At 65.6% G+C, this 16,543-nt stretch carries 13 protein-coding genes; 10 read left to right on the top strand and 3 right to left on the bottom strand.

Annotated features, from left to right (window positions below):
* Window positions 1-96: 96 nt before the first annotated feature.
* The 3 genes from ACFPPA_RS13145 to ACFPPA_RS13135 are packed head-to-tail and all read left to right on the top strand — an operon-like array spanning window position 97 to window position 8,388.
* Window positions 97-6,105, top strand: coding sequence for a FimL-related protein (locus tag ACFPPA_RS13145; RefSeq protein WP_377320552.1), 6,009 nt, complete (start codon window positions 97-99; stop codon window positions 6,103-6,105).
* On the top strand, window positions 6,098-7,855 hold the full coding sequence (locus ACFPPA_RS13140) for a chemotaxis protein CheB (RefSeq protein ID WP_377320550.1): 1,758 nt from the start codon (window positions 6,098-6,100) through the stop codon (window positions 7,853-7,855). Before ACFPPA_RS13145 ends, ACFPPA_RS13140 begins: the two co-directional genes overlap by 8 nt.
* On the top strand, window positions 7,852-8,388 hold the full coding sequence (locus ACFPPA_RS13135; protein ID WP_377320548.1) for a chemotaxis protein CheW: 537 nt from the start codon (window positions 7,852-7,854) through the stop codon (window positions 8,386-8,388). The genes ACFPPA_RS13140 and ACFPPA_RS13135 overlap by 4 nt, the downstream gene beginning before the upstream one ends.
* Before the next feature lie 17 nt (window positions 8,389-8,405).
* Here ACFPPA_RS13135 and ACFPPA_RS13130 read toward each other — a convergent pair whose 3' ends face one another.
* A complete protein-coding gene (locus tag ACFPPA_RS13130; RefSeq protein WP_377320546.1) occupies window positions 8,406-9,140 on the bottom strand; it encodes a 16S rRNA (uracil(1498)-N(3))-methyltransferase in 735 nt (244 codons plus the stop codon).
* A 172-nt stretch (window positions 9,141-9,312) separates the two neighbouring features.
* On the opposite strand from ACFPPA_RS13130, the gene ACFPPA_RS13125 reads away from it, so the two are divergent.
* A complete protein-coding gene (locus tag ACFPPA_RS13125; protein ID WP_377320544.1) occupies window positions 9,313-9,636 on the top strand; it encodes a hypothetical protein in 324 nt (107 codons plus the stop codon).
* A 48-nt stretch (window positions 9,637-9,684) separates the two neighbouring features.
* On the opposite strand, the gene ACFPPA_RS13120 is transcribed toward ACFPPA_RS13125, so the two are convergent.
* Entirely contained in the window at window positions 9,685-11,049 is a 1,365-nt protein-coding gene (locus tag ACFPPA_RS13120) for an adenosylmethionine--8-amino-7-oxononanoate transaminase (protein WP_377320542.1), read from the bottom strand.
* A 67-nt stretch (window positions 11,050-11,116) separates the two neighbouring features.
* Between ACFPPA_RS13120 and ACFPPA_RS13115 the strand changes: the two genes are divergently transcribed.
* From ACFPPA_RS13115 to mazG, 5 genes are all read left to right on the top strand, one after another.
* Complete coding sequence (locus ACFPPA_RS13115; protein WP_377320540.1) at window positions 11,117-11,920, top strand: type II secretion system protein N; 804 nt, start codon at window positions 11,117-11,119, stop codon at window positions 11,918-11,920.
* Complete coding sequence (locus tag ACFPPA_RS13110) at window positions 11,917-12,708, top strand: inositol monophosphatase family protein (protein ID WP_377320538.1); 792 nt, start codon at window positions 11,917-11,919, stop codon at window positions 12,706-12,708. The genes ACFPPA_RS13115 and ACFPPA_RS13110 overlap by 4 nt, the downstream gene beginning before the upstream one ends.
* Before the next feature lie 9 nt (window positions 12,709-12,717).
* Window positions 12,718-13,275: an ADP compounds hydrolase NudE gene (gene nudE, locus ACFPPA_RS13105; protein ID WP_377320536.1), complete on the top strand. Its 558-nt coding sequence runs from the start codon at window positions 12,718-12,720 to the stop codon at window positions 13,273-13,275.
* A complete protein-coding gene (gene cysQ, locus ACFPPA_RS13100) occupies window positions 13,272-14,087 on the top strand; it encodes a 3'(2'),5'-bisphosphate nucleotidase CysQ (protein WP_377320534.1) in 816 nt (271 codons plus the stop codon). Before nudE ends, cysQ begins: the two co-directional genes overlap by 4 nt.
* 159 nt (window positions 14,088-14,246) lie before the next feature.
* A complete protein-coding gene (mazG, locus tag ACFPPA_RS13095) occupies window positions 14,247-15,050 on the top strand; it encodes a nucleoside triphosphate pyrophosphohydrolase (RefSeq protein ID WP_377320532.1) in 804 nt (267 codons plus the stop codon).
* Between the two features lie 68 nt (window positions 15,051-15,118).
* On the opposite strand, the gene ACFPPA_RS13090 is transcribed toward mazG, so the two are convergent.
* Entirely contained in the window at window positions 15,119-15,619 is a 501-nt protein-coding gene (locus ACFPPA_RS13090) for a hypothetical protein (protein ID WP_377320530.1), read from the bottom strand.
* Between the two features lie 140 nt (window positions 15,620-15,759).
* On the opposite strand from ACFPPA_RS13090, the gene ACFPPA_RS13085 reads away from it, so the two are divergent.
* Window positions 15,760-16,530 carry a DUF4097 family beta strand repeat-containing protein gene (locus tag ACFPPA_RS13085; protein WP_377320528.1) on the top strand — a complete coding sequence of 257 codons (771 nt, stop codon included), beginning with the start codon at window positions 15,760-15,762 and terminating at the stop codon, window positions 16,528-16,530.
* Window positions 16,531-16,543: the final 13 nt, after the last annotated feature.

The raw sequence follows: 16,543 nt of genomic DNA, 5'->3' as shown, positions 1-16,543 counted from the left end.
TGTCAACCCGTTAGCCGGATTGAAATTAGCATTTTGACGGGGGGCAGTCTCGCTGGTTGCAGGATGTTTGCATTGTGCAACCGCTGAGAGAGGCGCATGAGACTTCAAGACCACATCGATTTCACCACACTGCAGTGGGTCAAGCCGGAGCTCGACGACACGTTGTCGATCGCCCGCGAGGCACTGGAGTCCTACGTCGACAATCCGGCCAAGCGCGATTTCATGCGCACTTGTTCGGATCACCTGCATCAGGTGCACGGCACCTTGCGGATGGTCGAGCTGTATGGCGCGGCGATGGTGACCGCGGAGATGGAGGCCCTCGCCATCGCGCTGCTGGAAGATCGCGTCGCCCACCGCGAAGAGGCCTACGCCGCCTTGATGCGCGGCCTGATGCAATTGCCCGATTACCTCGAGCGATTGTCCAGCGGCCATCGCGATGTGCCGGTGGTGTTGCTGCCGTTGCTCAACGACCTTCGTGGCAGTCGTGGCGAGCCGCCGCTGAGCGAATCGTCGATGTTCCACCCCAATCTCGACGCGTTCCTGCCCGAACAGGCGCCTGCAGCGATGAGCGAGGCCTACGCCGAGGCACATCGTGGCGAACTGGTGGATCTTCGCCTGCGTTTTCAGCAGCAACTGCTGGGCTGGTTCCGGGGGCAGGATACGGCGCAGCAGCTGATCGGCATGCGCAAGACCCTGCTGGCCATCACGGCGCGTTGCCATCACGTGCACGGTCGCCGCTTGTGGTGGATCGCCGCCGGCGTGCTGGAAGGTCTGGAACAAGGGGCACTCAAGGGCTTTGCCGGCGAAGTGCGTCAGCTGATCGGCAAGGTCGATCGCAATATCCGCCTGCTGATCGAGCATGGTGAAAACAGCTTGCGTGCGGGCGATGCGGACGAGGTGGCGAGCAAGCTGCTCTACATCGTGGCCCAGGCCAAGCAAAACAGCCCGCATATGGAGCAACTGCGCGCCACTTACGCGCTGGACAGCCTGCTACCCAAGGCCGGTGAACTGGAGCATGCCCAGGGCTCGATGGCCGGGCATAACCGCGCACTGCTCGATTCGGTATCGCGTGCACTGAAGGACGATCTGTTGCGCGTCAAGGAAGCGCTTGATCTGTTCCTGCGCCAGCACGATGGTGATCCCGCACAACTGGCCGCGCAGGGTGAAGTGCTCGAGCGAGTAGGCGATACGCTGGGCATGCTGGCGCTGGCAGTGCCTCGCCGTGTGGTCAATGAACAGCGTCGGGTCCTGGACGAGATCGCCAATCGCATGCGTGCGGTCGATGAGGAAACCCTGCTCGATGTGGCCGGCGCATTGCTGTACGTCGAGGCGTCGCTGGACGACCACATCGAAAGCCTGGGCTCCGAGGAGCAGCCGGCAACCGCCGATGCCATGCAGGGCTTGCCGCGAAGCGAGGCACTGGGCGTCGTCACTACCTTGATGCAGGAAGCGATCAGGAATACCGGCAAGGTCAAGGAGGCGATCGTTGCGTTCGTCGAATCCGGTTGGGAGCACGACCGCCTCGCTGGCGCGCCGACCCTGATGGACGAAGTTTCCGGCGCCATGCGCATGCTGTCGTCGCCGCGCCCGGCCGAACTGGCCCAGGGTGTCGGTCGCTTCATCGACTATGAGTTGCTGGAGGATCGACGCGTGCCCAGCGGCGCGCAGATGGATCATCTGGCCGATGCGCTGGCCGCCCTGGAGTATTACCTCGAGGCCGCACGCGAGCATCGCGGCGGGCTCGAGCATATCCTCGACGTGGCCGAACACAGCCTCGGTCTGCTCGGCTACTGGCCGGTGCCGTCGATGCGCGAAGTGACCCCGGCGCCGGTCCTGGCTGCAGTCGAGACGGCTGCGGAGGCCGTTGGCGACTTCAGCATCGCGCAGGAACAGCATCCGGAACTGTCCGAATCCGTCAGCCTGCTTCCCGGAGACGATCTGGGACACCTGTTCATTGGCGATGCGGAGCAGTTGGCCCCGCCAGTGCACAATCTGGACGGCCTGCGTCTGGCACAGACCGAGGCAACCTCGGCTGCCGCAGTGGAGGGCCAGGTTTCCGATCAAGCGGACGGTGACTGGGTCGAGATCGAGGAGGAAGTCTTCGAGCAGGTGCCGGTGCCCGATGCGCTGGCGGCAAACACCAGCTTCAATATCAACGCGGAGGGTATCGACGACGATATTCGCGAGATCTTCCTGGAAGAAATGCAGGAAGAGATCGACAACCTGCGCAGTTCGGAAAAAGTCTGGTTGGCCGATCCGGCGCAGACCCCTGCACTGGTCAGCATCCGCCGCTCGTTCCACACCTTGAAGGGTTCGGGTCGACTGGTGGGGGCCGGTGTGCTGGGCGAGTTTGCATGGAAAGTGGAGGACATGCTCAACCGCGTGCTCGACAACACCATCGAGCCGAATCAGAGCGTGCAGGCGCTGGTACGGCACGCCATCGACGCGTTGCCACCATTGCTCGGCGCCTTGAAGGGCGAAGGCGTGCCGAACGTGCCGCTCAGCGCGATCATGCATACCGCCGAACAGCTGTCGGCGGGGAACGAGGCGCGGCTGGAAGATCAGATGCCGCGCGCCATGGAAACGGTTCGCCGCGTCGTGACCCGGCGCGTCCCGCGCGAGAACATCGCGGCACAAGCGATACCGCAAGCTGGCGTGACCGATGCCGGCAGCGCGGCAGCCGCACAAGCGCCGGTCGAGCATGACCACGTGATCGCGATGCCGGTGATGCCGCCGGTGGATCCGGTGTTGCTGGAAATCCTGCGCAGCGAAGTCGCGCAATATCTGCAGACCATTCGCACGGCCATCCAGCGCAGCGACAACGAACTGCCGATCGGCGAGGAATTGCTGCGCGCCGTGCATACGTTGCACGGTGCCATTGCGATGGTCGACATTCCGTTGCTGACGCAACTGCTGTCGCCACTGGAAGGCTTGTTCAAGCGTCTGCGCGCGTCCAGCCTGCCGTTGTCATCCGCGGGCGTGGGCCTGCTCGGCGAATCGATCGATGTGGTCGACCATGTGATGCGCCAGTTCGATGTTGCCGAGCCGGAACTGCCGAATGTGGACGCACTCACCGCTCAGATCATCGAGATGCGCGATCACTACCCCGAGTCGCAGGTGGCGCATGTCGTGTATGAGCGGCAGGTCGGCGAACTGGAGTTGCAGGATACAGAGGACGCGCAGGGCGACGCCGATGACGCTGCTGCGGCGGCCTCGTCCGAAGCCGGTGGCTTCGAGGCGGCTGGCGCCGAGGCAGAAGAGTTTCCGTCTGACGCAGGTCGGACGCTCGACGTGCATCCAGACGATGCTCACCATGATCAGGTGGCGGCCGAGCTGGTCGCTGCGCTGGGTGCGTTTGACCTCGGGGACGCCGGTGCCGAGCAAGCGGCTGCAGAACAGGCAGCCGCAGAACAGGCGGCGCGGGATGCCGCGGCCGAGAAGATCGCCGCTGAGAAGTTGGCTGCAGAACAAGCTGCAGCCGAGCAAGCCGCAGCCGAGCAAGCTGCAGCCGAGCAAGCCGCAGCCGAGCAAGCCGCAGCCGAGCAAGCCGCAGCCGAGCAAGCCGCAATCGAGCAAGCCGCAATCGAGCAAGCCGCAGCCGAGCAAGCCGCGATCGAGCAGGCCGCGATCGAGCAGGCCGAGGCCGAACAGGCTGCCGCCGAGAAGGTTGCAGATGCCGAGGCCGAGGCCGAGGCGACGCCGAAGCCGGCCTATGCATTGGCTGGATCCGGCGAGATCGATGCCGATCTGCTGGAGGTGTTCATTGACGAGGCGCGCGAGATTCTTGATCACGCCGATGGCGTGCTGGCGCAGTGGCATGCCGAGCCGGCCGAGCTTAGCCATGTGGCCGAGTTGCAACGCGATCTGCATACCCTCAAGGGTGGTGCGCGAATCGCCGGGCTGGTTGCGGTGGGCGATCTGACCCACGCGATCGAGACCCTGCTCGAAAAGCCGATCCGGGATGCCGGCAAGACCGGTACCCTGATAGCGGCACTCGAAGCGAGCTTCGATCAGTTGCATGCCCTGGTGCAGCAGGTCTCGCAAGGACAGGCATCCGAGTATCCGAAGGGGATGATCGATCACCTTCTGGGCATGGCTGGCGAGACCGTTCTGACCGACGATGCGGAGCCGGCGGAGATGCCGATGCCGACGGCCATGCCGAAGGTTTCGCGGTCGCAGGCGCCGAAGGTAGTCAACGAACTCGACCTGCCCGAGTTGATGCCGGAGATGGAGGAGGAGGTGCATTCCTCCCAGGAGCAGATCCGCGTTCGTGCCGATCTGCTCGACAGCCTGGTCAATCATGCCGGCGAAGTCGCGATCTATCGTTCGCGACTGGAACAGCAGGTTGCCGGCTACCGCTTCAACCTGGTCGAGCTGGAACAGACCGTCGCGCGCCTGCGCAGCCAGCTGCGCATGCTCGAAATCGAGACCGAGGCGCAGATCATCGCGCGCTTCCAGCGCGAGCATCGCGAGGCCGGCCTGACCGTGTTCGATCCGCTCGAACTCGATCGCTACTCGCAGCTGCAGCAGTATTCCCGTGCGCTGGCCGAGTCGGTGTCCGATCTGGTCTCGATCCAGAACATGCTGGACGAGTTGACCCGCCAGGCCGAGACGTTGCTGATCCAGCAGTCGCGAGTCAGCACCGAGCTGCAGGACGGTTTGCTGCGCACGCGCATGCTGCCGTTCGACACGATGGTGCCGAATCTTCGCCGAACCCTGCGGCAGGCAGCGCAGGAACAGAACAAGAACGCCCAGCTTTACGTGGCCGGTGCGCACGGCGAAATGGATCGCAACCTGCTCGACCGCATCAAGGCGCCATTCGAGCACATGCTGCGCAACGCGATTGCTCACGGCATCGAGACCCCGGCCGAACGCCGCAAGGTGGGCAAGCCGGCCGAAGGCTCGGTGCATATCCAGGTGGCACGCGAAGCCACCGAGGTCGTGATCCGGGTCAGCGACGACGGTCGTGGCCTGAACCGCGAGGCGATCCGCAAGCGCGGCATCGAGCGCGGACTGTTGCGTGCCGACACCCGGCCCACCGACAACCAGCTGCTCTCGCTGATCACCCAGCCCGGCTTCTCCACCGCCAGCAAGATCACCCAGTTGGCGGGTCGCGGCGTCGGCATGGATGTGGTGGCGAATGAGATCAAGCAGCTCGGTGGTTCGCTGTCGATCGAATCGGACGAGGGCAAGGGCACCACCTTCATCCTGCGCCTGCCGTTCACGCTCGCCGTCACCCAGGCCATCCTGGTCCGCATTGGCGAGGCCACGTTCGCCATTCCGATGACCTCGGTCCAGGGTGTGGCCAGGGTCAACCCGGATGATCTCACCGAACTGCTGAAGGCGGACGAGCCGACATTCCAGTCCGGCAACGAGGGTTATGGCATTCATGACCTGGCCGAGTTGCTGGGGCTTCCACCCGGTCTGCCGGCCGAGGGCGAGCAGCAGCCGCTGCTGCTGACCCGCGCGGGCGATCTGCGTGCGGCGATCCGCATCGACGCAGTGCTCGGCTCACGCGAGATCGTGGTCAAGTCGGTCGGTCCACAGATCAGTTCGGTGCCGGGTCTGCTAGGCGCCACGATCATGGGCGATGGTTCGGTGCTGATCATTCTGGATCTGGCGCCGCTGGTTCGTCACGGCATCATCCGCCGCGAGCAGCGTCTGGCCGAAGGTCTCAGTGCCGTCCAGGCACCGATCATCGAGGAAGTGAAGGAGCGGCCGCTGGTGATGGTGGTGGACGACTCGATCACCATGCGCAAGGTCACCGGTCGCGTGCTGGAGCGCCACGAATACGAAGTCAGCACGGCGAAGGACGGTATCGATGCGATCGAGAAGCTGCATGAGCGGGTTCCCGATCTCATGTTGCTGGATATCGAAATGCCGCGCATGGACGGTTATGAGCTGGCGACCCACATGAAGGCCGACCCGCGCCTGCGGGATGTGCCGATCATCATGATCACCTCCCGCAGTGGCGACAAGCATCGCCAGCGCGCGTTCGATATCGGGGTGGATCGCTATCTCGGCAAGCCGTATCAGGAAGCCGACCTTCTGGTGCAGATCAGCGAGGTGCTGGAGCAGCGCGCGCTGGAGCGGGTCAATGACTGATCTGGCTCCGGCGGTTGCCCTGCTCTTCGACGATACCGAGCTGGGTGGCCACCTGCGCGACGCGTTGAGCGAGCGCGGTGCACGGATCGTTCACGAGGGCGAAGTGTCCAGCCTGAGTCGCGAGTTGCTGCAGGATGCTGGCGTCGATGTGCTGGTGGTCAACCTGGACGACAGTGCCGACGACGCACTCGATCACCTGTACGAGTTGATCGAAGGCGACCGCCCGCGACTGGTCTTCAACGATGCGCAGGCCAGCCGTACGCTGCTCGGCTGGGATCGCGCGCGTTGGGCGCGGCATCTGGCGGCCAAGGTCCTGGCGATCGCCGATGTCGATCCGCCACGACCCGAAGAGGCCCGTGTGGTCGAATTGCCTTCCACCCCACCGGTGCAGACCGCTGCGCCCAAGGCGGATGAGCCGGTTGCGGCATTCGCCGATCCCGACGTGGAACCGGCGCTCGCGGAAATGCCGCAGGACCCGGTTCCGGTAGCGGTACAAGAGCCGGAGCCGGACGCGGGGTCGGAATCGGATTTCCCGATGCCCGATGCCACCGACGGCCAGCACGAACAGGATGCGGCGGCCGAATCGGAAAACCTGGCGAGCGAACTGGAGGCCCTGCTGGCTTCCGGCGAACTGCAGATGGATGATGAAGACACGACCGGTCCCGGTCTGCGTTACCTCGACGAAGATGAGTTGCCGCCCCTGCATGACGGCAACTTTGGCGCGCCGGCGACATCGCCCGACCCGGAACAGTCATCGGATTCGACGGGCCAGCACCGCCCATTGCCGGACGAATCCAGCGAGACATCGTCAGGAGCGACACCGCCAGCGTTCCAGCTGGATCATCTGCAATTGTCGACGATGACCGATCCGTCGATCACCACGACGCCCGCCGCGGCAGCCGAGCCGGTCATTCCCGCGAACCCCCCGTCGGTGCGTGCGCCGGATGGCTGGGCGCTGCTGGATGACGAGGCACCTTCGGCTGCGTCCAACGCCACCGGAGAGCCCGACGCCACGGCGTTCGGCATCGTGAAAATGACGGCGGCCGATTTTCTTGCGCCGGATGTCGAGCCGAGCGCACCCGAGTTCGAGCCGAAGATGAGCCTCGAACTGATGTCGATAGAGGAAGCGATCGCGCCACAGCCCTATGTGCATGAACACGAGATGGTGCTCGACGAACTGGGTTCGGCGCTGAGCCGCGTCGTGCTGCTCGGTGCGGCGGTCGATGGCGTCGAATCGGTCTGTGCCTTCCTTGGCGCACTGCCATCGACCGCGAGATTGACCTTCCTGCACACCCAGCATCTGGGTCAGCAGTCGGATGTGGCGCTGGTGGAGCGGTTCGCCGCACACTGCGCCTTGCCGGTTCAGCTGGCTCGGCAAGGCAGTCGCGCCAGGGTTGGCGAGGTGCTGGTCGTTCCCGCAGGGCAGCAAGTGCGCTTGCGTCGCGATGGCATCGTCGAGCTGCAGCCCATCGGGCAGGAGGCGACGGGGGATCCCTCGATCGACACCAGCTTCACGATGGCGGCGAGTGCGTTCGGTCGTGACGCGTTGGCGATCGTGTTCGCCGGGCGCGGCAATGATGCGGTTGCCGGCGCGCAGGCGATCCATGATCGCGGCGGCGAGGTATGGGTAGAGTCGTCGTCCGGAGAACATTTTGCCGACATGGTCAGCGGAATATTTGCCGAACGACTGGTCAGTTTTTCCGGTACGCCGCCCGAACTGGTGGCGCACCTGCTCGAGGTGTTTCCATGAATGATCCGCTGCCGCGTGAAATCCGTTGCGTTCTGGTGCCCGTCGGCAACCTGCGTCTGCTGCTGCCCAATGCCACCATCGCCGAGGTGATCACCCAGAGCACACCCGAGCCGGTGGCCGGGGCGCCGGAGTGGCTGGTGGGTCGCATTGCCTGGCGTGGCTGGCGTGTGCCGCTGGTGTCGTTTACCCGCCTGACCGGGACCGAGGAAGGGGACGCCGAGCTGAGCGTTCGCGTGGCCGTGCTGAAGGCGCTCGGCGGCAACCCGAAACTGCCGTTCATCGCGGTGTTGACCCAGGGTTTTCCGCGACTGACCACGTTGAATGCCGAATTGATCATTCCGACCCACGACGGCAGCGCATTGCCGCCGGGCGTGCGTGCGCACGTGCTGGTGCGCGATGACGTGGCGATGATCCCGGACCTGGAATGGATCGAAGCCGAATTGCTGGATCTGCTCGACGATACCGAGCTGACCGCATCCGTGGAGTCCGACGCGTCGTCGGAGTTGCCCGAGTCTTCCGACGCGGCGGATTGAGGCAGGACGCCGCCGGTCTAACCGTCGCCGTGCAATGCCTGCAAAGCTGCCAGCGCGGCCAGCCCCGCCGTCTCGGTACGCAGGATGCGCGGCCCCAGTCGCAGGCCATCGAAGCCGGCGGCCGTCAAGGCGCCCACATCACGTTCACCCAGGCCACCTTCCGGGCCGACCACCAGCAGGCCGCCAGCGGCAGGGAATCGCAACTCGCGGGACGAGCGGGAGGCTTCGGGCAGCAGCGCCAGGCGCAGCGCACCGTCTTCGGCCAGGCTGCCCAGCCAGACCGGCAACGGCGTCGCCGGAGTGATCTCGGGCACGCACGCACGGCCACTCTGCTCGCAGGCACTGGCTGCCACGGCGCGCCAGTGCGCCAGGCGCTTTTCGGCGCGGGCGGCATCCAGTTTCACTTCCGAGCGCTCGGTCAGCAGCGGCACGATGCGGACGACACCCAGCTCGGTCGCCTTCTGCACGATCAGATCCATCTTTTCGCCGCGCGCCACGCCCTGGGCCAGGGTCAGCGGCAAGGGCGACTCGTTGTGCAGGAGCAGTCTGGATTCGACCCTCACCGTGACCTCGCGTTTGCCGGTCACGAGGATGCTGGACGGGTAATCGCAGCCATCGCCATTGAACAGGGTCAGCGGGTCGCCGGCGACCAGGCGGAGCACGCGCGTGGCGTGTTCGCTCGCCTGCGCCGGCAACGGCAATTCGGCACCGACGGCAAGTGGCAGGGCAACATGGAGGCGGATGGTTCGCATGCAACGGCTCACCGATAAACCTCAAGCATAGCGGAGCTTTCGCCAGCCGAAAGAACCCCTGAAGCCGGGCAAAACTGAATGCCGGTGAGATGACCGGGTGGCAAGGATTGCCTGACGCCTTCGATGGGAGCAGCATGGGACTGGCTCTTGGCAACTCAACGAGGTCTTCGTCATGTTCAGGTTATCCATTGTCGCGTGCACCCTGATCGCTGGTCTCGGCATCGGCACCATCGCCGTCGCCCGGGATACGCCGCCGACGGCCACGGATCAGGCCAGCCATGCCAGCCAGAAGCCGGCAGTGGCCGACCACCGCCTGGTCAAGCCCGGCGATCGCGATTGCCTGCGCCATACCGGCAGTCTGATTCCACCGAAAAAGGGTGAGTGTCTGCCCGTCCACGGCCGCAGCTACAGCGGAGACGAATTGCGTCGTACCGGTGCGATCAACAATGCCCGCGCGCTGCAGATGCTCGATCCCAGCATCAGCGGTGGACACTGAGTTTTCCCGCCGGATGCCGCGCGACCGCTTTCGCGGCATGGACCAGGCTCAGTCCGTCACTGCGCGCGCGATGCCGCTGATCGCGGTGTCGACCAGCAGGTCGAGTTCCTGTTCGGTGACCACGTACGGCGGCATGAAATAGATCACATTGCCGAGCGGGCGCAACAGGACGCCCTGCCGCAGTCCATGCAGGTAGACGCGCAACCCGCGTCGTTCGGATGACGGAAACGGGCGCCGCGTGGCCTTGTCGGCCACCAGTTCGATTGCCGCGATCATGCCGGTCTGGCGCACGTCGGCCACATGAGGATGCCCGCGCAGCGGCTCCAGTCGCCTGGCCAGATGTGCGGCGAGTTGGCGATTGCGTTCGAGTACCGGTTCGTCGCGGAAGATCGCCAGCGTCTCCAGCGCGACCCGACAGGCCAGCGGGTTGCCGGTATAGCTGTGCGAGTGCAGGAACGCCTTGCCGGCGCTGTATTCCGCGTAGAACGCCTCATAGATGCGGGTAGTCGTGAGTACCGCCGACAGCGGCAGGAAACCCGCCGTCAGCCCCTTCGACAGGCACATGAAGTCGGGTGTCACCAGCGCCTGTTCGCAGGCGAACAAGGAGCCGGTGCGCCCGAAGCCTACCGCGATCTCGTCGGCGATGAAGTGCACCGCGAACTCGTCGCACAGGGCGCGCAGGCCGGTCAGGTAATCAGGGTGATACATGCGCATGCCGCCGGCGCACTGCACCAGCGGTTCGACGATCACCGCGCAGGTTTCATGCGCGTGACGTTCCAGCAACACGCGCAGGTCCTGCAGGCGGCGTGCCGCGACCTGCGCGGGGCTTTCGCCGGGCTCGCCTTCGTAACTGTCCGGTGAGGGCGCCAGGAAGGGTGTCAGCAGCAGCGGCGCGTAGGTCTTGCGGTACAGCGCCACGTCGCTCACCGACAGTGCCCCCAGCGTCTCGCCGTGATAGCTGCCGCTGAGTGCGATGAAGCGGGTCTTCTCGCCGTGTCCCTGGTTGAGCCAGTAATGGAAGCTCATCTTCAGCGCCACTTCGATTGCCGACGAGCCGTTGTCGGCGTAGAACACCCGCTCCAGTCCCGGCGGTGCGACGCGGACCAGTTCCTCGGCCAGCTCGATCGCCGGCTCGTGGGTGAAGCCGGCGAAGATCACGTGCTCGAGCGTGCTCGCCTGCGCGGCCAGTGCGGCGGCGATGCGCGGGTTGGCATGGCCGAACAGATTGGTCCACCACGAACTGATGCCATCCAGGTAGCGGCGGCCATCGGCATCGATGAGCCAGGCGCCGTCGCCGCGCACGATCGGCACCATCGGTACGCTTTCATGATCGTGCATCTGTGTGCATGGGTGCCACAGGTGTTTCAGGTCGCGCGCGGCAAGGGCGGCATTGCTGTTTTCGGGATTGCTCATCCGGCTATCATCGGTGCTGCACGATGGACGCTCAAGTCCGCGTACGGACATTCCCGGGAATCGACGCTTGAAGTCTTCGCGAAAATGGCTGCTCGGTCTCTCTGCAGTGGTGTCGGTCGCGGCCTTGCTGCTGTGGTTCCTGCCGGCGCGCTGGGCCATGCCCTGGATCGAATCGCGATTGCATGGACTGCATCTGAAGCAGGTGCAGGGCACGGTGTGGGACGGCCGCGCGGGCGAACTCATGGCCATCGACGGGCATCCGCTGGGCGAGTTGCGCTGGCAGTTGTCGCGGCGTGCCCTGTTCGGCCAGCTGCGGCTGCAGCTGGCGTTCGACGGGCCACAACTGGGTTTTTCCGCTCGCGTGCAACGACTGCCGGATGGCCGTATCGAAGCGCATGGGTTGCAGCTGCACGCCGAGCTGGCCACGCTGGCACCCTACGCGGCCGGGTCGCTGGGTCAGCCACGGGGCGAACTGGAACTGACGGTCGAGCATGCCCTGTTGCAGGGTGGCTGGCCCCTGCAATTGCAGGCGCAGGCGCACTGGCGGCACGCCGTCATCCGCACGCCGGAGGGCGACATTGCGCTTGGCGCGCTGGAGGCGCAGGCACAGGCGCAGGACGGAGTGATCCGCGCGCAACTGCGCGATGAGGGCAACGGGCCCCTGCAGGCCGATGGACATTTGCAGCTCAGCCCGCTCGGCTGGCGACTGGACGCGACGCTGCGCGCGCGACAGACTGACCCGCGGCTGCGCCGTTGGCTGGCCCGGCTGGGGCCGGCATCCAGCGACGGCAGCGTGCATATCCGACACCACGGTGGCCTGGCCGGCGGCATGCCGGTGCCATCGCCAGACAAGGACGCAAGACAAAAATGAATCCCGATATCGCCGCAGCGGCGCTGGCGGCCGCACGCGAGGCCGCTGCCGCGGCTGCCGAAGTGATCAAGCACTACTGGCGGCGTGGCGTCGAGGTGGAGTTGAAGGCCGACGCCACCCCGGTGACCATTGCCGACCGTGAGGCCGAGCGCGCGATCCGGCAGATCCTGCAGGCGGCATTGCCGCAGGCGTCGATCTACGGTGAGGAGTTCGGCCTCGAAGGCGAGCGTGAACGTTTGCTTTGGCTGGTCGATCCGCTCGACGGCACCAAGAGCTTCGTGCGTCGTACGCCGTTCTTCTCGACCCAGATCGCGCTGATGGATGGCGATGAGCTGGTACTCGGCGTGTCGAGTGCGCCGGTGTATGGCGAGACGATGTGGGCGAGCGTCGGTGCCGGTGCCTGGCTCGACGGTGCGCGGGTCCAGGTGGCCGACACCCACACGATCGGCGAGACGTCGATCTCCATCGGCAACGTGAGGACGCTTACCGCCGATGGACGCTGGGATGCCCTGGGCGCGCTGATCCACGACAGCAACCGGATCCGTGGCTACGGCGATTTCTGCCATTACCACCTGCTGGCGCGAGGCAGCCTGGATCTGGTGATCGAGTCGGATGTGAACATTCTCGACATTGCCGCCCTGGCGGTGATCGTGCGCGAAGCCGGCGGCGTGTTCACCGATCTGGACGGTGTGCCATTGACGCTGGACACCCGCAGCGTGCTGGCCGCGACGCCGTCCATTCATGCGCAGGCGCTGCAACGACTGCGCCCCGGCGGCGGCACGCGCTAGAATCCCGTGATGCGCAAACCACCGATCATCCATGCCACGCGGGACGTCAGCGACAGCCGCTTCCTGAAAGTCGAACAGATCGACCTGGAGTTCTCCAACGGCGTGCGGCGCACCTATGAACGGCTGAAAGGCAGCGGTCTGGGCGCGGTGATCATGGTGCCCATGATCGATGACGACACCGTGCTGCTGGTGCGCGAATACGGTGGCGGGGTGGGGCGTTACGAACTGGGCCTGCCGAAGGGCCGGCTGGACCAGGACGAAACGGCCGAACAGGGTGCCAACCGCGAGCTGAAGGAAGAGATCGGCTATGGCGCGCGCAAGCTGAAGATATTGCACAACCTGTCGCTGTCGCCAGCGTACATGACCCATATGGCGCACGTGGTACTGGCGCAGGACCTTTACCCCGAGCGCCTGGCGGGCGACGAACCGGAGGAGCTTGAAGTGGTGCCGTGGAAAATGTCCGAACTGCATACCCTGATCGGTCGCGATGACGTGACCGAGGGACGCTCGATTGCCGCGTTGTTCATGGCCCGCGAATACCTCGCCGGGCGCTTCCAGCGCTCATGAGTACGCCACCGGAACTTGCCCGCCAGGTCGGCGAGATTGCCCGTGCCGCCGGTGCGGCCATCCTTGAGATCTATTACAGCGACTTCGCGGTGCAGACCAAGGCGGACGAGTCGCCGTTGACCGCTGCCGATCTGGCTGCCCAGCAGGTCATCATGACCGGACTGGCACAGCTCGAACCGCACCTGCCGGTGCTGTCGGAAGAGGCCAAGTTGCTGGCCTGGTCGGAGCGCCGGCAATGGTCGCGTTACTGGCTGGTCGACCCGCTCGACGGCACCCGCGAGTTCATCAAGCGCAATGGCGAGTTCACCGTCAACATCGCCCTGATCGATCAGCACCGATCCGTGCTGGGCGTGGTGCTGGCGCCGGTCACCGGTGAGCTGTACATCGGTGCGCACGGACACGGTGCCTGGCTGCAGACGCCGGTGGATGGCGAATGGCAGCGCATCCGCACGCGTCCGCTGGGGACGCCGGCGCAAGTGGCCGGCAGCCGTTCGCATGGCGGCACGCAGGGTACCCTTCTGCAGCAGCTGATCGGAAGCGACTACGAACTCCTGCCGCTCGGTTCGTCATTGAAGTTCTGTCTCATCGCACGCGGCGCGGCGGACCTCTATCTACGCCTGGGTCTGACCAGCGAGTGGGATACCGCCGCAGCCCAATGCGTGCTGGACGAGGCCGGCGGTGCGGTACTGGACATGGCCGGTCGGCCGTTCCGTTACAACCGTGGTGAGTCGCTGCTTAATCCCGAGTTCGTCGCGGTCGGCGACAGCACGATCGACTGGGCGGCGCGCCTGCAGGCGGCGGTTGAGAAATAAGGGCAGAGGAGTGAGAAATGGGTGGGGAATGGCGAAGATACGTGAGCGGAATATGCTCCTCTTGCCCGGTCGTTGCGCGTCCATGAGCAAGTTCGGGCGGGGTCAATCATCGATGACTCTCATTTCTCACTCCTCTGCACTCGTTGCTCGTCCCCTGTCATGACCCGCCACACCCTCGACGACCTGCTGGCCATCATGGCGCGCCTGCGCGATCCGGAGCGGGGCTGCCCGTGGGACGTGCAGCAGGACTTCGCCTCGATCGCGCCCTATACCATCGAAGAGGCCTACGAAGTCGCCGATGCGATCGACCGCGGCGATTTCGACGACCTGCGCGATGAACTGGGCGATCTGCTGCTGCAAGTGGTATTCCATGCGCGCATGGCGCAGGAAGCCGGGCGATTCGAATTCTCCGATGTGGTGCATGCGATCAGCGAGAAGATGCGGCGGCGCCACCCGCATGTCTTCGGCGACGTGCGCTACGCCGACGCCGCGGCACAGAATCAGGCGTGGGAGGACATCAAGACGGTCGAACGCGCGGGCCGGGGCGACCCGGTCGACCACAGCGTGCTGGCTGGAGTCTCGGGCGGATTGCCGGAATGGAAGCGTGCCATGAAGCTGCAGCAACGCGCTGCCAGCGCAGGATTCAGCTGGCCCGATCCGCAGCCGGTGCTGGCCAAGCTGGCCGAGGAAATCGAAGAGGTACGCGCCGAGTTCGCCAACGGTGCCGATCCGGCGCGGCTGGAAGACGAGATCGGCGACGTGCTGTTCGTGACGGTGAATCTGGCGCGTCATGCCGGCGTCGATTTCTCGCGGGCGTTGCGGCATGCGAATGCGAAGTTCGAGCGGCGTTTTCGCGAGATGGAGCGGCTCGCAGCGGCCGAAGGTGGGGCGTTCGGTGAACGCAGCCTGGGCGAGCAGGAACAGCTGTGGCAACGCGCCAAGGCGACGGAACGCGGGAAGTGAGTTCGCGCCCCGGCGATGGCCGGGGCGCGAACAGCTGGCCTTGTGTGCCCGGGCCAGGCAGGGCGGGCTTACTCGCCGGCTGAAGGTGTCGCCACGCTGTCGCGGTGCTGCTTCCACGCCTCGCGCATCTTCTCCCGTTCGGCCCGCATCTTCGCCTCGTTGGCCAGGCTCTCATCGAGCCCCTTGCGCATCGTGGCGATGGCCTGGTCCACATTCGCCGGGCGCGCCTGCAGCCGGGCCAGATGCCGGTAGGCGTAGTCGCGCACACGCGGATCCTGTGACTTGGCCAGCACCTCGTTGTATACCGCGGCCATGTCCTTGCCGCGACCGGACATCATGTACAGGCGCTCGAGCCCGCGCAGGTCGCCGATCACGCCGCCGTGCTCGTCGTCGCGGCCGTGGCCGCGCATGCCGTGATCATGGCGATCGCCGTGGTGCCCGGGCATGCCATGGTCGGCCATGGGGCGAGTGGCGGCCGGTGGCGGCGGGGCGTCCTGGGCGATGACCAGGGCAGTCGAGCCGGCCATCAGGACGGCCAGTGCAGAAGCGAGCAGGGTCTTGCGATGCATGATCACTCTCCTTGGGTGAGTACACGGCAAAACGCCTTCGCGCGATCCGCGTTGACATGGCCGGTTACCCGGGCGTCAGCTTGCAACCCTTTCCGGCTCGGCTGCATCTCAGGACGGTCAACCACCACGGGAGTCCATCCATGTACCGCTTTCCCCTCGCCGTCCTGTTGCTCGCCCCGTTCGCCGCGTTCGCCACCCCCTGCAAGTTCGAGGCGCCGCGTAACCTCCAGCTCGACCTGACTGGCGTGCGGGCGGTGCAGATCGAGGTGCACAGCCAGGACCTGCACCTGATCGGCAGCGACAGCAGCAAGGGCCTCAGCCTCAACGGCCGTGCCTGTGCCTCGGACAAGGCGGCGCTGGACAACCTGCAGGTCACCCAGCGACGCGAAGGCGACCAGTTGCTGCTCGATATCGGCGGTGGCAATCATTTTTCGTTCGGGCTGTTCGGCAGTTCCTACGCGAACCTCGAAGTCGCCGTGCAACTGCCGGCCAGCCTGCCGGTAACCCTGAGCGTGGGTTCCGGCGATGCCGATGTCCGTGGCGTGCAGCAACTGCAAAGCCAGGTCGGATCGGGCGACTTGCATGTGCGGCAGATCGCCGGCAAGTTCGGCGCCAGCGTGGGTTCCGGCGACGTGGACGCGACCGATGTCGGCAGTCTGGACCTGGGCTCGGTCGGCTCCGGCGATTTCAAGGTCGAGGGCGTCAAGGGCGATGCAAGGATCGGCAGCATCGGCTCGGGCGACGTGGTATTGCGCAAGGTCGGTGGCAGTGTGCAGGCCGATACGCTCGGCTCCGGCGACCTCACGGTGAGCGACGTGACCGGCGACTTCAGCCTCGGCGCCAAGGGCAGCGGCGACGTCAGCCATTCCGCCATCGGCGGCAAGGTCAGCGTGCCGCACGACGACGATTGACCGGGCCGCGTGG

Source organism: Rhodanobacter ginsengisoli (genome assembly GCF_042657065.1).
In the GTDB taxonomy this organism is placed as follows: Bacteria; Pseudomonadota; Gammaproteobacteria; order Xanthomonadales; family Rhodanobacteraceae; genus Rhodanobacter; species Rhodanobacter ginsengisoli.
Note: the sequence above shows the minus strand (reverse complement) of the source record. Positions and strands in the feature narration are given on the sequence as shown.

Coding starts and splice junctions, on each gene's coding strand:
- ACFPPA_RS13140 (WP_377320550.1), top strand. CDS start 6,098: ATGACTGATCTGGCTCCGGCGGTTGCCCTGCTCTTCGACGATACCGAG.
- ACFPPA_RS13110 (WP_377320538.1), top strand. CDS start 11,917: ATGAATCCCGATATCGCCGCAGCGGCGCTGGCGGCCGCACGCGAGGCC.
- cysQ (WP_377320534.1), top strand. CDS start 13,272: ATGAGTACGCCACCGGAACTTGCCCGCCAGGTCGGCGAGATTGCCCGT.
- ACFPPA_RS13130 (WP_377320546.1), bottom strand. CDS start 9,140: ATGCGAACCATCCGCCTCCATGTTGCCCTGCCACTTGCCGTCGGTGCC.
- ACFPPA_RS13125 (WP_377320544.1), top strand. CDS start 9,313: ATGTTCAGGTTATCCATTGTCGCGTGCACCCTGATCGCTGGTCTCGGC.
- ACFPPA_RS13135 (WP_377320548.1), top strand. CDS start 7,852: ATGAATGATCCGCTGCCGCGTGAAATCCGTTGCGTTCTGGTGCCCGTC.
- ACFPPA_RS13120 (WP_377320542.1), bottom strand. CDS start 11,049: ATGAGCAATCCCGAAAACAGCAATGCCGCCCTTGCCGCGCGCGACCTG.
- nudE (WP_377320536.1), top strand. CDS start 12,718: ATGCGCAAACCACCGATCATCCATGCCACGCGGGACGTCAGCGACAGC.
- ACFPPA_RS13145 (WP_377320552.1), top strand. CDS start 97: ATGAGACTTCAAGACCACATCGATTTCACCACACTGCAGTGGGTCAAG.
- ACFPPA_RS13090 (WP_377320530.1), bottom strand. CDS start 15,619: ATGCATCGCAAGACCCTGCTCGCTTCTGCACTGGCCGTCCTGATGGCC.
- mazG (WP_377320532.1), top strand. CDS start 14,247: ATGACCCGCCACACCCTCGACGACCTGCTGGCCATCATGGCGCGCCTG.
- ACFPPA_RS13085 (WP_377320528.1), top strand. CDS start 15,760: ATGTACCGCTTTCCCCTCGCCGTCCTGTTGCTCGCCCCGTTCGCCGCG.